This window comes from Actinomycetospora endophytica (assembly GCF_021026375.1).
GTDB lineage: Bacteria > Actinomycetota > Actinomycetes > Mycobacteriales > Pseudonocardiaceae > Actinomycetospora > Actinomycetospora endophytica.
The window spans coordinates 142,976-155,518 of the sequence record NZ_JAJNDB010000003.1 but is presented as its reverse complement, the minus strand read 5'-3'; the positions used below and the strand labels follow the sequence as shown (position 1 = coordinate 155,518).

The following is a 12,543-nucleotide window of genomic DNA, read 5'->3' as shown; positions in this document are numbered from 1 at the left end:
GCGCTCAGGCGAGCACCTCGTTCCACTCGCACACCTCGTGCGACGCGACGACGCCGTGCGCCACGAAGGGGTCGCGCGCCGCGAACTCCTCGGCGGCCTCCGCGTTCGTGAAGATCGCCATCGCTCCTCGCCCGACGAGGTCGGTGAAGGTGCCGACCATGAGCAGGTCGCCCCGCCCGTGGAACTCGTCGAGCAGTACCTGGTGGGCGGGGAAGTGCGCGGGTGCCGTCCTCGGGGCGTCGGGCGCCGCGGCGTAGAAGAGCACGTACTTCACGACGCCGCCCCGGCCACCGCGGCGTAGGCCTCGAGGGTCGCCGTCCACGCGCCGTGCTGGTCGAACGTCCCGTGCATCGCGTCGGCGTCGGCGCCGAAGGCCTCGAGGTCGCGGTGCTCGAGCACCACCTGCGTGCGGCCGGGCTCGAGCTCGATGAAGACCACCTCGACGGTGGTGACCAGGTCGTCGTGGAAGCGCCAGTCGGCCCCGATCTGCCAGGTCACCACCACCCGCTCCGGCGGCTCCCACACCGTCACCACGCCGGTGGAGGTCTCGGTGCCGTCCTCGTGCCGGGTGTACCAGCGGCCACCCGCGTGCGGCTCGACCACGATCTGGGCGATCGGGGCCGAGCCGATGTGGTGCGCCGGCGGCCACCACGACGTCATGTCGGCCGTGAAGATCTCGAAGGCGCGGGTGCGGTCCACGCCCACGGTCACCTCACGACGGATGGCCGGGATCGTCCGGGTCATCGCGTTCCTCCTCGGTTCGGGTCCTGCGTTCGAACGCCGCCAGCGACCGTTCCCAGAAGGTGTCGAGGTGCCGGCGCAGCTCGGCGAGCGCGTCAGGGTCGACCTGGTAGAGCCGCCGCGTCCCCTCCTGGTGGTCCAGGAGCAGGCCGACGTCCTTGAGCACCTTGAGGTGCTGCGAGACGGCAGGCCTGCTGATGGGCAGGACGCGGGCGAGATCGCCGACCGCGAGCGGCTCCCGGGAGAGGGCGTCGATGATCGACTGTCGGGTCGGGTCACCCAGGGCGGTCAGCATCGCCGTTGCGTTCGTCATGACGAACCGTAAGCTAGCACTTACCGATGCTGCGGCACAGGCCCTTCGGCGGAGGCCGGGACGGCGGTGGGCAGCAGCCGGCGGAGGATCTTCCCGGCGGGCAGGCGCGGGATCTCCTCGAGGAGCGTGACCGCGCGGATGCGCTGGTGGGGCGAGACGCGCTCCGCGACCCACGCCATCAGCTCCTCGGGGTCCAGCCCGCCCGGCGCGACGACGTAGGCGTGCGGCAGCTCCCCGGCCTCCGGATCGGGGTCCCCGGCGACGGCGACGTCCACGACGTCGGCCCGCGAGCCGATCAGCCGCTCCAGCGCGGCCGGCGCGACCTGGTGACCCTTGTACTTGATGAGGTCCTTGAGCCGGTCGACGATCCGGAGCCGCCCGTCGTCGTCGAGGACCGCGAGGTCCCCGGTGCGCCACCAGTCGTCGGGCGTGATCAGGGACGCGGTCGCCGCCGGGTCGTCGAGGTAGCCCGGGCCGGCGGCCGGACCGCGGGCCCAGATCTCGCCGCGGGCCCCGGCGGGCACGTCCAGCCCGGTCTCGGGGTCGACGAGCCGCACCTCGACCTCCTCGACCGGCGGCCCGACCGTCCCCGGCCGGCGCGGCGCGGCGGCCGAGTCCATCGCGATCCAGCCGATCTCGGTCATGCCGTAGGCGTTGCAGACGGCGACCCCGAGCCGTCGCTCACACCCCTCGGCGACCTCCGCGGGGAGCGGGGCCCCGGCGGAGCCGAGCACCCGCAGCGCGGTCAGGTCGTGGGTGTCGACGGCGGGGTGGAGGGCGAGCAGCCGCACGATCGGCGGCGCGAGGAGGGACGCCGTGACGCGGTGCGCCTCGAGCGCGTCGAGGAAGGCGGCCGGCTCGAAGCGCGGCATCGTCACCAGCCGGGCGCCCGCGGCGAGGGCGCACAACGCGGCGCTGAGCCCGGCGGCGTGGCTGAACGGGAGCACCGCGAGGAAGACGTCGTCGCCGGTCAGCCCCCACTGGCGGACCAGCTGGTGGGCGGACACGGCGAACGCCCGCTCGGTCAGCCGGGCGGTCTTCGGGGGTCCCGTGGTGCCGCTCGACGTCATGAGGGCTATCACGTCGACCGGGGTTGCCGCGGTGGTGTCCTCGGCTCCGGCCGGGGGCGGATCGGGTTCGAGCACCTCCAGGGTCACCTCCGACGGCAGTTCGTCGACGACCCGGTGGGCCACGGCCGCGTCGCACACCAGCCGTCGTGCCCGGGAGCGCCACAGCTGGGCGACGACGTCCTCGACCGGGCTCAGCGGGCTGACGGTCACCACCGCGCACCCCGCCGCGACCACCCCGAGCATCGTGCGCAGCCACGCCACCCCGTTGCCACCGCTGAGCGCCACCGCGCCGCCGTCGGGGAACTGGACCCGTCGTCGACCGGCCTCCGCGTCGATCGACGCGGCGAACTCGGCGCCACCGATCACCCGGCCGGTGTCCGCCTCGACCACCGCGGCAGCCTCGCCCCGGCGGGCCAGTTCCCGGATCAGGTCGACGACCGACGCGGGCCCGTTCGAGCGACTCATGACGTTCCGGCCCCCTCGTGGTTCCACGCAGAGTCCCGCCCCGGGTGCCGATCGGTCCACGGCCCGCGGACCGCTTCACCAGTTCAGCGCAGCCGGCCCCTCCATCAGCCGGTCGAGAGTCCGACGGCCTCCAGGGCGCCGCCGGCGACCTGCATGTCGTGCGAGTAGTGCCCGCCGCTGACGCCGAGACCGCCGACGAGATCGCCGTCGACGGTGATCGGGTAGCCGCCGCCGAAGGTCACGAGGCGATCGGTGTGCACGATGCCGAGGCGCAGCGGCTCGTCCTCCTTGATGAACTCGTGCCAGGCGTCCGTGCTGATACCGAAGGCCGCCGCCGTGTACGCCTTGTTCTGGGCGATCTCGACCGAGAGCAGTGGGGCACCGTCCATCCGACGGAACGCCTTCAGGGTCCCGTCGTGGTCGACGATGCTGATCACCATGGGCACTCCGATCTCGACGGCCTTCGATGTCGCGGCGTCGATCAGCTCCTGGGCGAACTCCGCGGTGACGGTGCGGACGGTGACGGCCCGGCTCGTGGTCATGTGTCTCTCCTCGGGGTCGAGAGGGAACTACTGGACGGACCAGCCACCGTCGATGGTGATGACGGAGCCGGTCATGAAGGTCGATTCGTCGCTCGCCAGATAGACGGCGAGCCCCACGATCTCGTCGGCCCGGCCGAGCCGGCCCGTGAGATGGCCCTGCTCGAAGCCACGCCAGATCTCGTCCCGGTCGGCGAGACCGCTGACGAAGTTGCGCGGCATCTGGGTGTCGATCACGCCGGGGCAGATCGCGTTGACGCGGATGTTCCACGGGGCGAGGTCGACGGCCGCGACCTTCGAGAACATCGCGAGACCACCCTTGGCCGCGCCGTAGGCCGCCATGTTCCCGAACGCCACGAGGCCGCCGACCGAGGACACGTTGATGATGGACCCGCCGTGCGACTGCATCAGCGGAGCGATCTGCTTGGTCAGCAGGAAGACGCTCTTGAGGTCGACGTCGTGGACCCGGTCCCACTCCTCCTCGGTGGTGTCGAGCAACGGCTTGCCGAGGATGATGCCGTGATTGTTGTACAGGGCGTCGACCCGATCGAAGCGCTCTCGGGCGGCGGTGGCGATCTGCGCCGTTCCGGTTCCCGTGGACGCGTCGGCGGCGACCGCGGTGAAGCGACCGTCGGTGTCGAGCTCCTTGGTCAGAGCGGTGAGAGCGGCCTCGTCGAGATCGGTGCCGAGGACGTTCGCGCCCTCGGCGAGGAATGCGCGGCACGCGGCGGCGCCCTGGCCGCCGGCCGCACCGGTGATGACGACGTTCTTGTCCTGCAGTCGCGTCATGACGGTTTCCTTGTCGATGTCGGAGTTTCAGTGACGGAGGCCGGCCTCGCGCAGGAGCGGCATGACCTTCTCCCCGAACTGGTCGAGCTCCTCGTGGTAGTCGAGGAAACCCATGATCATCCCCTCCATCCCGGCGTCGGAGAGCTCCTGGAAGCCCTCGACGACCTGTTCCGGAGTACCGATCAACGGCATCCCGCCCCACCCCGCGATGAACCGCTCCTGGAAGCGTTCGAGCTGGTCGCCGAAGGACTGGCTCTCGATGCCGAGGATGCTCATCAGGTTGCGGGCGCCCGGCCAGTCGCCCTCGTCGACGATGCGCTGGTGATCGCGTCTCGCCTCGTCCTCGGTGTCACGGCACACCACGAGGCCGTACGTCATCGTGCTGATCGCCCGCCGGTACTCCTCGCGGGCCTTCCGCTTGATGGCGGCGGTGTAGTCGGGCATGGCCGCGATGTCGAGGGAGGCGAAGTTGATGTCGACGTACTTCGCGGAGAACTCGACGCCGGCGGGAGAGTTCCCGGCATTGATGAGCACCGGCCGCGGCGACTGGACCGGCTTGGGCTCGGACTCGCAGCGTGACGACTGGAAGAACTTCCCGTCGACGTCGAACTCGCCCTCGGCCGTCCAGAGGCGTTCGACGAACTCCAGCCATTCCGCGCCGTACACATAACGCTCGTCGTGCTCGAGCTGACTGGCGTGGAACATCTGCATCTCCGGGGTGAACCACCCCATCACGATGTTCAGGCCGTAACGACCCCCCGAGATGTGATCGACCGTCGTCGCCATGTTGGCCGCGACGATCGGGTGCACGGTCGGGACGTGGTTCGTCGTGAAGATGGTGATCTGCTCGGTGGCCTCGGCGAGCCCGGCGCCCCACGTGAAGGTCTCGAAGTTGGTGCCGTTGAAGTTGACGTTGCCGCCGAAGCCCTTCCACCGCGCGACGGGCACCATGGCCTCGAACCCGAGACCGTCGGCCTTCTGGGCAATCGCCCGGGTGTGATCCCAGGTGATCTCGTAACTGGTCGGAGCGTCGGTCATGCAGAGCCCGCCGCTGCAGTTCGACCCGAACAGCCCGAGCTTCATGGGCTGATCGTTGAAGATCGAGGGGCCCGTCCGCGGGTGCTCCAACGGCAGGGTCTGGGTACGGCCCCGGGTCACGGTCTGAACCATCGCCTGTTCCTCCAGCCACGGTGATGAAGGCGCCGCGGCCGCGAGGGCGGGCCGGGCTCATCGCGGTGGATGCCGTCCCGGCGCGTCACCGCTGGTCACGACGCTAGGGAGCCCCGTCCGGCCGGGACAGCCGGAACGCGAACCGTCCCGGCCGGAACCCGAAGGTCACCGACGACGCAGGGTCGCGGAGGGGAGTTCGCCGTACTTGCGGCGATAGTGATCGGAGAACCGGCCCATGTTGGCGAAGCCCCAGTGCAGCGCCCGGCCGGTGACTGAGACGTCCTCGGGACATCCGGATTCCAGGTCGGCGTGCACCCGCGCCAGGCGGACGTCCCGCACATAGGCGCTGGGGCTCATACCGATGTGCCGGGCGAAACTGATCTGCAGGGTGCGTGCCGTGACGCCGGCCGCGCGCGCCAACCGCGACACGCTCAGCACCTCGTCGACGTGGTCCTCGACGAAGTCCATCGTGCGGCGCACGACGGTGGGCTGATCGCGTCCGGACGTCCGGGCCAGTTCGTCGCTGTAGGAATGCGGCACCCCGAGCAGCAGCGCTGTCAGGACATAGGACTCGACCTGCTCCCGGGCCAACGGTGCGTCGAGGAGCCCGTCGGGCCGGTCGATCTCGGCCTGGAGGAACCGGACCGCCGACAGCAGTCGGGCGCCCGGACCCGTGGTCAGGTCCATGGTCACGTCGAAGTCGATCGTGGCGCCGACCGGATGCCCGAGCAACCCGCCGAGGTGCTCCTCGAGCGGGCCCCGGGGGAACTTCATGACGTACTGCGTCGCCTCCGGGGTCCACGACACCGTCGAGTCCTCCGAGGGGAGCAGTACCACCCCGTTGCGCAGCCCGGAGGTCACCACCCGGTCCTGCCCACCGCGCCGGGTCGCCGTCGTCGTCCCGGTCAGGGTCAGGTTGACGTGGTAGCAGTGACGCAGGGGCGGCAGGGTCAACGTCGCGTCGGCGCCGTAGACCAGGTACCCGAGCGTGAGCTTCGGTGACGCCACGACGTTGAGCCGGGCGTCCAGCGGGCGCCCCCCGAGCGAGTCCAGCTCATGGGGGACGTACACCTCGGTCACGACGTGACGAGCTTCCTCGACGTCCCCGGTGCGCATGATCGCGTGCCGCGCCAGCGGCTCGGATGAGCGCGGATACCGATCGTCGACGCGCACCTGGCCCACCTCCACCGCTGCTCCGCGACCGAGAGCGTGTGTTCGGCAACCGTGGCACCAGGGTCGGGCGGGGGCAAGAGTGGGCGTGCCGGCGCGATCAATCCGCCGAGCCGAGCACCTTCCCGCCGAAGCGCACCAGCGCGGCCGGGTAGAAGCGGGGCACGAGCCGCACGACCAGGTCGATGATCTTGGCGTCGGTCCCCACGAGCACGCGCGGCTTCCCGGCCTCGACCCCGTCGACGACGATCCTCGCCGCCTGCTCGGCCGGGAGCTTGAGGAGCTTCTCGTTGTAGGTGCGCATCCGGGCCTGTTCGGCCGCCGTCGTCGGGCGCTTCTCGGCGCCGCGCTCGAAAGCCGCCGTCGCGATGTTCGTCCGCACCCCGCCGGGGTGCACGACGGTGACCTGCACCGGGTGGCCGCCGGAGAGCATCTCGGCGCGCAGCGTCTCGGTGAAGCCGCGCACGCCGAACTTGCTCGCGCAGTAGGCGGAGAGACCGGGCTGCGCCATGATCCCGTTGAGGCTGGAGACGTTGACGACGTGCCCGTCGCCCGACGCCACGAGATGGGGCAGGAACGCCTTGGTGCCGTGGATGACGCCGTACAGGTTGATGCCGAGGACGTGGTCGTACTCGTCCCAGTCGCCCTCGAGGATCGAGCCCGAGCTGGCGACGCCGGCGTTGTTGTAGATCTGGTGCACGACCCCGAAGTGCTCCGCGACGACGTCCGCGTAGTCGCACACCGCCTGCCGGTCGGCGACGTCGAGCCGCGCGGTGTGGACCTCGGCGCCGAGGGCCTTAGCCTGGTCGGCCGTCTCCCCCAGCCCGGCCTCGTCCACGTCCGAGAGCGCCAGCCGTGCCCCGCGGCGCGCGAGCTCGAGCGCCAGCCGGCGCCCGATGCCCGATCCCGCTCCGGTGACCACGGCGACCTTGTCGCGGACGCTGCCCATGACGCTCCTCCTCCGACGGCTACTGCTGGCCGCGGCGCGGCTTCCGCGCACGGTACGGCTGCGTACCGAGGCTCGGCAAGGTGAGGATGGAGGAGTGTCCGACGGCGGGTGGTCCTGGGATCCGACGCTCTACGCGGGCAGCGCGCCGTTCTACCCGGTCGGTCGCGTGCCCTACCCGGCCGCGCTGGCGGAGCGCCTCGCCGAGGCCCTGCACCTCGACGGGCACGGGCGCCTGCTCGACGTCGGGTGCGGGCCCGGCTCGCTGACGCTGCTACTGGCACCGCTGTTCGCCGAGGTGGTGGGCGTCGACGCCGACGCCGACATGCTCGCCGAGGGCGCCCGCCAGGCCCGGCGCGCCGCGGTCGGGCACGTCACCTGGCGCCACCTGCGCGCCGAGGAGCTCCCGGCCGACCTCGCGCCGCCGACGGTCGTGACGTTCGCGCAGTCCTTCCACTGGATGGACCGCCCGACGGTGGCCGCGGCCGTGCGCACGATGCTCGCCCCCGGCGGGGCCCTGGTGCACGTCGGCGCCACCACCCACGAGGGGATGCCGACCGACGACGTGCTCCCCCACCCGCGGCCACCCCGCGAGGCCATCGGCGCCCTGGTCCGCCACCACCTCGGCGACGCACGCCGGGCCGGCCGCTCGGTCGTGCCCGCGAGCGGGACCCCGGGCGACGAGGACGACGTCTACCGCGCCGCCGGCTTCCGCGGGCCCCGGCACCTGGAGCTCCCGGCGCGGACCGTGGAGCGCACCGCCGAGGAGATCCGGGCGTCGGTGTACTCGCTCTCCCGTGCCGCGCCTCACCTCTTCGGCGCCGACCTCGAGGAGTTCGACGCCGGGCTCCGCGCGCTGCTCGACGGGGCGTCCCCCGACGGACGGTTCAGCGAACGGCTCTGCGGGATCACCCTGTCGCTCTGGCGCTGACCCCGCCGAACGGCCGGATGGGTTCGCTCACACGCCAGAGCGAATCGTCACCTCCGGTACCCGTGACCGTTGGTCAAGCGTAAGGATTCTGCGGTCGGAGGAGACGGCGATGGACGAGCTCGCGAAGAAGGCCGCGCTGGTCGACCCGGCCATGGGGCCCGGCAGCGACGGCGCCGTGCGCCACGGCTGCCGGTGCTCGGTGCTGTTCAACGACGACGCCGAGCGCTCGGCGTTCGTCGACCCGCTCTGCCCGCTGCACGGCTCGGACTTCGACCTGGCCCGACTCACCGGCCTGCCCCGCTGACGAGCGGGCCCTACGCCTGCTCGATCCGCACCATGTTGCCCGCGGGGTCGCGCACCGCCGCGTCGCGCACGCCCCACGGCTGGGTGGCGGGCTCGGAGAGCACCTCGACCCCGGACGCCGAGGCGATCTTGTCGAACATCGCGTCGAGGTCGTCGCACCGGAGCTGGATCATGCCGAGCGCGCCCTTGGCGAGCAGCGCCGCCAGCGCGTCGCCGTCCTCCTGCGAACGCCCGGCGTGCGGCGGGGAGAGCACGATCCCGATCTCGGGCTGCGTGTCGGTGCCGAGGGTGACCCACCGGTACGTGCCGTTCCCCACGTCGTTGCGCACCGTCAGGCCCAGCGTGTCCCGGTAGAAGGCGAGGGCCTCGTCGACGTCGTCGACGGTCACGTGCATCCCGCTCAGAGAAATCGTCATGGGCGCAACGCTAGGGACGCGCGAGCGCGGAGGCTTCTCCGAAACTGCTCTCCTGCGCCACGCCCTTCCGCGGGCGGGTGATCGCCATCGTGTGGCACGACGGCTGGTGGCGGAGATCGCCGTGGTCGCGGGCCCGGTACGCCGACGGCGACTCCCCGACCAGCTCGGTGAACCGCGCCGAGAACGACCCCAGGCTGGCGGCACCCACCGCGAAACAGACCTCGGTGACGCTGAGGTCGCCGCGGCGCAGCAGTGCCTTCGCGCGCTCGATGCGCCGGGTCATGAGGTAGGAGTAGGGCGTCTCGGAGTACGCCTCCCGGAACCGCCGGCTGAAGTGCGCCGTCGACATCAGCGCGGTCCGGGCGAGCGCCGGGACGTCCAGCGGCTGCGCGTACTCGCGGTCCATCCGGTCGCGGGCACGGCGCAGTCGGCGCAGCTCGTCGAGGTCGGCGGTCACGCGCTCGATTCTGCCCCGGCGAGACCTGCCCCCGGGAGATCCGGCGGCGTGTTCAGCTCAGGAGGCGTCGTCCCCGGCCCATGTCCACCGCGGGACCTCGCGCAGCGGGTGCAGCTCGGCGTCGGTGGTGGCGTGGGAGTTCTGCATCGCGACGTGCGTGCCGAACTCGACGTGCTCGCGCACCGCGTCGCGGAACGGAACGTCCGTCGGCATCCCGGCCGTGTCGAGCGCCTGCTCGTCGAGCTGCACGAAGCGCTCCCGCTGCTCCTCGGTGATCCGTAGTCCACGGTGCACGTCGATCAGGTGGGCGAACCCGAGCTCGCGGGAGAAGCGGTCGGGCCCCCCGAAGCTCTCGGCGGTGAACGCCGTCAGGTGGTCGACGTGCTCGGGCCGCCCCGCCCCGAACAACGGCTGCAGCACCGGGTCGGCCAGCACGCTGTCGTAGAACACCTGCTCCAGTCGGTGCAGCGCCGGCTCCCCGCCCGCGTGCTCGTAGAGACTCGGCACGTCCCACCCCCAGGGACCGGCATCAGTAACGGTGTAATCATGCGCGCGTGGCGTCTCGGGTGGAATCCGCCGTTCCGCCGCACCTCACCGCGGCGCGTACATGATCACCGCGACGCCCACGAGGCAGATGACTGCGCCGACCACGTCGAAGCGGTCCGGCCGATAGCCGTCGAGCACGACGCCCCACGCCAGCGAGCCGGCCACGAACACACCGCCGTAGGCCGCGAGGATCCGGCCGAACGCGGCGTCGGGCTGCAGTGCGGCGACGAAGCCGTAGAGCCCGAGCGCGACGATCCCCAGGCCGGCCAGCCACCACGCCCGGTGCTCGCGGACCGCCTGCCAGATCAGCCACGCCCCACCGATCTCGAGGACCGCGGCGACCACGAACAGCCCGATCGACCGGAGCGTCACGGGCGGGACGGTATCCCGCCACCCGCAGCCCGCCCGAACACGCGGCCCCTCACGACCGCTCCGCCGTGCGGCGGCGTCGGTCCGGGCCCGGACCCCGAGGCCGTCGCTCGGCAGCCACTCGGACTACGTGCTCGCGGTCGACGCAGAGGGCGACGTCGCCGCGCTGTGCCACAGCATCAACACCGCGATGTGGGGCACGACCGGCATCGTCGTCGACGGCATCCCGATCCCCGACCCGGCCGCGTTCCAGCAGCGCGCACTCGCTCGCCTGGCGCCCGGCGAGCACCTGCCGATGCCGCTCGAGCCGGCCTTCGCATCGCGCGACGGGCGCCCGGTCCTCGCGTGCAGCAGCATCGGGGTCGGGCTGCACCCGGCCACGGGGCTCGGTCTGCATCGGACCCTGGCGCTCGGTCAGCCGCTTGCCGCGGCGATCGGGGCGCCGTTGGTCCATGACCATGACATCGTCGTCGGGGACTCGGTGACCTCCGTGATCGCCCACCGGGACGGACCGGCCGATCCGGAACGGGTCGTCGACGACCGCTTCTCCCCCGCCTGCCTCGCTGCCGCGCGCGACGCCGGGCATGCGGTGATGCCACGGTCCGCGGGCGACCCGACGCTGCCGCGCGGGTTCTGGGGCGCTGTCTCCACCGACCCGGACGACGGCGGGCACATCGGGGCACGCACCCCCTTCGGACAGGGACCGGTGCGCGCCGTGCGCTGACCGATCCTGAGCTCAGGCGGCATCCGGACGGGCGGCCGGCAGCAGCGGCCCGCCAGGTATCGGTTGTCGCTCCGGGTCCACCCAGCGGGGCGGAGTGAACCACGGCCGGCCGTCGATCGTCGTGATCTGCCAGTCTCCGTGGTGCACCAGCTGATGGTGGTACCGGCACAACAGGACCGTGTTCTCGAGCGAGGTCGGGCCGTCGTCGATCCAGTGCCAGATGTGGTGGGCGTGCGTCCGGCTGGCCCGGCGCCGGCAGCCCGGGTGGGCGCAGCCGCGGTCCCGGAGGAGCAGGGCGCGCCAGATCGCCGGCGGAACCGCGTAGGCAGCGCGGCCGATGTCGAGCGGTTCTCCGCGTGACCCGAGGACCGCGGGAATGATCTTGGCGTCGCACGCCAACCGGCGTGCGGCGGCGACGTCGGCCGGGGCGTCGTCGATCAGCATGTGCCCGCGCTGCTCACGCAGCCATTCCAGGGGAATGGTGACGGACAGCGTGGCGCGCGCCGGGATCGGCAGGCGTGGCGCCCGACGACGGCGAGGCGGAGCGGGGTCCGGAGGCGGATCGGCCTCCGGTTCGGGAACGAGACGCAGCCGCCCGTCACCCCACTCGTCGTCGTCGGACTCGTCGTCGGACTCGGCGTCGTCGGCCGGCTCACCGCCCCGCGGCTCCGCACTCCGAGTCGGCCCGGTTCCGTCGGACTCCGCGTCACGGGACCCGGCTTCATCGGTTCCCGTCGGTTCATCGCTGTCGGACGTGGCAGCCGCGTCACGGTCGGCGTCATCGCCCGCGCCGTCGTCGTATGCGTCGTCGCGATCGACGTCCTTGCCGTAGGCGTCATCGAGGTCGTCGAAGCCGGCGCATCCGAGGGCGTGGGCGCACAGGTCGAGCAGGGCTTCGGCGCGACGCACGGCAAGAGGGCGCTTGTCGTCCGGCCCGGCCGGGCCGGAGAGTGCGTCGACGGTCTCGAGCAGCAGGGCGACGTCGGCGGCGCCGTGAATGCGACCGGTGAAGGTCAGCGTGCCGTCCTTGCGCTTCACCAGCTGCCACTCGTCCGGAGTGTCGCCGGTGCCGTCGTCCGGAGCTGCGCCGTCCTGGTCGAGGGTCTCCAGCAACCGCGAGACCGCCTTCTCCAGACCGCCCGGCGTCAGCGCGCGGGCTGCCTCGCCGAGGATCGCTTCGGCGGAAGCGACCTGGTCCGCAGTGATCTCCGGGATGCGCTCCACCGCGTCGACCGCCTTGGTCAGCACTGTCAGGTGCTCGTCCCCGATCTCACCCGCTCCCGACGCAGCCGCCGAGGACGGCATCCGCTCCCCGAGAGCCTCACCCGAGAGCGCCACCGTCGGCAGCACCGCCGCGGCGTGGCGCACCAGCCGCCGCGCATGACCGTCGTTGATTCGCCACAGCTCGGACAGGAACCTCGACAGGCTCCGATGGCCGGTCCCCGCCCACGACCCCGATTCGGCGAGCTCCCCGACCGCGACGAGGACGGCGTGCTCGGCCTCGCGCGCCGCGACCATGGCGGCGCGGGCCCGGGCGAACATCGCCTCGTCGACGTCGGAGGAACTCATACAGTCAACGGTAGTCACCCCGACC

Annotated in this window: 17 protein-coding genes; 3 read left to right on the top strand and 14 right to left on the bottom strand. The window is 72.0% G+C overall.

Annotated elements, in window-relative coordinates; translation table 11 throughout:
- Positions 1–4 precede the first annotated feature (4 nt).
- The 9 genes from LQ327_RS16140 to LQ327_RS16100 all read right to left on the bottom strand — a co-directional run bounded on the left by LQ327_RS16140 (position 5) and on the right by LQ327_RS16100 (position 7,206).
- Positions 5–274: a YciI family protein gene (locus tag LQ327_RS16140; protein ID WP_230735463.1), complete on the bottom strand. Its 270-nt coding sequence runs from the start codon at positions 272–274 to the stop codon at positions 5–7.
- Complete coding sequence (locus LQ327_RS16135; protein WP_230735461.1) at positions 271–744, bottom strand: SRPBCC family protein; 474 nt, start codon at positions 742–744, stop codon at positions 271–273. The genes LQ327_RS16140 and LQ327_RS16135 overlap by 4 nt, the downstream gene beginning before the upstream one ends.
- Positions 713–1,054 carry an ArsR/SmtB family transcription factor gene (locus LQ327_RS16130; RefSeq protein WP_230735459.1) on the bottom strand — a complete coding sequence of 114 codons (342 nt, stop codon included), beginning with the start codon at positions 1,052–1,054 and terminating at the stop codon, positions 713–715. The genes LQ327_RS16135 and LQ327_RS16130 overlap by 32 nt, the downstream gene beginning before the upstream one ends.
- Positions 1,055–1,074: 20 nt before the next feature.
- Entirely contained in the window at positions 1,075–2,589 is a 1,515-nt protein-coding gene (locus LQ327_RS16125; RefSeq protein ID WP_230735457.1) for an AMP-binding protein, read from the bottom strand.
- A gap of 104 nt (positions 2,590–2,693) precedes the next feature.
- Positions 2,694–3,131, bottom strand: coding sequence for a GlcG/HbpS family heme-binding protein (locus tag LQ327_RS16120; protein ID WP_230735455.1), 438 nt, complete (start codon positions 3,129–3,131; stop codon positions 2,694–2,696).
- Positions 3,132–3,158: 27 nt separating this feature from the next.
- Positions 3,159–3,917, bottom strand: a complete 759-nt coding sequence (locus LQ327_RS16115; protein ID WP_230735453.1) for an SDR family NAD(P)-dependent oxidoreductase — start codon at positions 3,915–3,917, stop codon at positions 3,159–3,161.
- 27 nt (positions 3,918–3,944) lie between these two features.
- Complete coding sequence (locus tag LQ327_RS16110) at positions 3,945–5,087, bottom strand: LLM class flavin-dependent oxidoreductase (protein WP_230735451.1); 1,143 nt, start codon at positions 5,085–5,087, stop codon at positions 3,945–3,947.
- A 165-nt stretch (positions 5,088–5,252) separates the two neighbouring features.
- Entirely contained in the window at positions 5,253–6,260 is a 1,008-nt protein-coding gene (locus LQ327_RS16105; protein WP_230735449.1) for an AraC family transcriptional regulator, read from the bottom strand.
- A gap of 97 nt (positions 6,261–6,357) precedes the next feature.
- Positions 6,358–7,206 (bottom strand): SDR family NAD(P)-dependent oxidoreductase, encoded by an 849-nt coding sequence (locus LQ327_RS16100; protein ID WP_230735448.1) that lies wholly within the window; start codon positions 7,204–7,206, stop codon positions 6,358–6,360.
- 94 nt (positions 7,207–7,300) lie between these two features.
- Here LQ327_RS16100 and LQ327_RS16095 point away from each other — a divergent pair, with 94 nt between their 5' ends.
- Entirely contained in the window at positions 7,301–8,134 is an 834-nt protein-coding gene (locus LQ327_RS16095) for a class I SAM-dependent methyltransferase (RefSeq protein WP_230735445.1), read from the top strand.
- A 109-nt stretch (positions 8,135–8,243) separates the two neighbouring features.
- Complete coding sequence (locus tag LQ327_RS16090; RefSeq protein WP_230735443.1) at positions 8,244–8,438, top strand: hypothetical protein; 195 nt, start codon at positions 8,244–8,246, stop codon at positions 8,436–8,438.
- 10 nt (positions 8,439–8,448) lie between these two features.
- Here the strand turns inward: LQ327_RS16090 and LQ327_RS16085 are convergent, their stop codons facing one another.
- The 4 genes from LQ327_RS16085 to LQ327_RS16070 form a co-directional block, all read right to left on the bottom strand.
- Positions 8,449–8,853 (bottom strand): VOC family protein, encoded by a 405-nt coding sequence (locus tag LQ327_RS16085; RefSeq protein ID WP_230735441.1) that lies wholly within the window; start codon positions 8,851–8,853, stop codon positions 8,449–8,451.
- Between the two features lie 10 nt (positions 8,854–8,863).
- Positions 8,864–9,259 (bottom strand): helix-turn-helix transcriptional regulator, encoded by a 396-nt coding sequence (locus LQ327_RS16080; protein ID WP_230736227.1) that lies wholly within the window; start codon positions 9,257–9,259, stop codon positions 8,864–8,866.
- Between the two features lie 108 nt (positions 9,260–9,367).
- Positions 9,368–9,817, bottom strand: coding sequence for a group II truncated hemoglobin (locus LQ327_RS16075; protein WP_230735439.1), 450 nt, complete (start codon positions 9,815–9,817; stop codon positions 9,368–9,370).
- Between the two features lie 84 nt (positions 9,818–9,901).
- Entirely contained in the window at positions 9,902–10,228 is a 327-nt protein-coding gene (locus LQ327_RS16070) for a YnfA family protein (protein WP_230735436.1), read from the bottom strand.
- A 127-nt stretch (positions 10,229–10,355) separates the two neighbouring features.
- On the opposite strand from LQ327_RS16070, the gene LQ327_RS16065 reads away from it, so the two are divergent.
- Complete coding sequence (locus LQ327_RS16065; protein ID WP_230735434.1) at positions 10,356–10,949, top strand: hypothetical protein; 594 nt, start codon at positions 10,356–10,358, stop codon at positions 10,947–10,949.
- A gap of 12 nt (positions 10,950–10,961) precedes the next feature.
- Here the strand turns inward: LQ327_RS16065 and LQ327_RS16060 are convergent, their stop codons facing one another.
- A complete protein-coding gene (locus LQ327_RS16060) occupies positions 10,962–12,518 on the bottom strand; it encodes an HNH endonuclease (protein ID WP_230735432.1) in 1,557 nt (518 codons plus the stop codon).
- Between the last annotated feature and the right edge of the window lie 25 nt (positions 12,519–12,543).

Bases quoted from the DNA above. Each gene is read 5' to 3' on its own strand.
- LQ327_RS16060 (WP_230735432.1), bottom strand. From the start codon at position 12,518: ATGAGTTCCTCCGACGTCGACGAGGCGATGTTCGCCCGGGCCCGCGCC.
- LQ327_RS16080 (WP_230736227.1), bottom strand. From the start codon at position 9,259: ATGGACCGCGAGTACGCGCAGCCGCTGGACGTCCCGGCGCTCGCCCGG.
- LQ327_RS16110 (WP_230735451.1), bottom strand. From the start codon at position 5,087: ATGGTTCAGACCGTGACCCGGGGCCGTACCCAGACCCTGCCGTTGGAG.
- LQ327_RS16130 (WP_230735459.1), bottom strand. From the start codon at position 1,054: ATGACGAACGCAACGGCGATGCTGACCGCCCTGGGTGACCCGACCCGA.
- LQ327_RS16125 (WP_230735457.1), bottom strand. From the start codon at position 2,589: ATGAGTCGCTCGAACGGGCCCGCGTCGGTCGTCGACCTGATCCGGGAA.
- LQ327_RS16135 (WP_230735461.1), bottom strand. From the start codon at position 744: ATGACCCGGACGATCCCGGCCATCCGTCGTGAGGTGACCGTGGGCGTG.
- LQ327_RS16085 (WP_230735441.1), bottom strand. From the start codon at position 8,853: ATGACGATTTCTCTGAGCGGGATGCACGTGACCGTCGACGACGTCGAC.
- LQ327_RS16100 (WP_230735448.1), bottom strand. From the start codon at position 7,206: ATGGGCAGCGTCCGCGACAAGGTCGCCGTGGTCACCGGAGCGGGATCG.
- LQ327_RS16090 (WP_230735443.1), top strand. From the start codon at position 8,244: ATGGACGAGCTCGCGAAGAAGGCCGCGCTGGTCGACCCGGCCATGGGG.
- LQ327_RS16120 (WP_230735455.1), bottom strand. From the start codon at position 3,131: ATGACCACGAGCCGGGCCGTCACCGTCCGCACCGTCACCGCGGAGTTC.
- LQ327_RS16115 (WP_230735453.1), bottom strand. From the start codon at position 3,917: ATGACGCGACTGCAGGACAAGAACGTCGTCATCACCGGTGCGGCCGGC.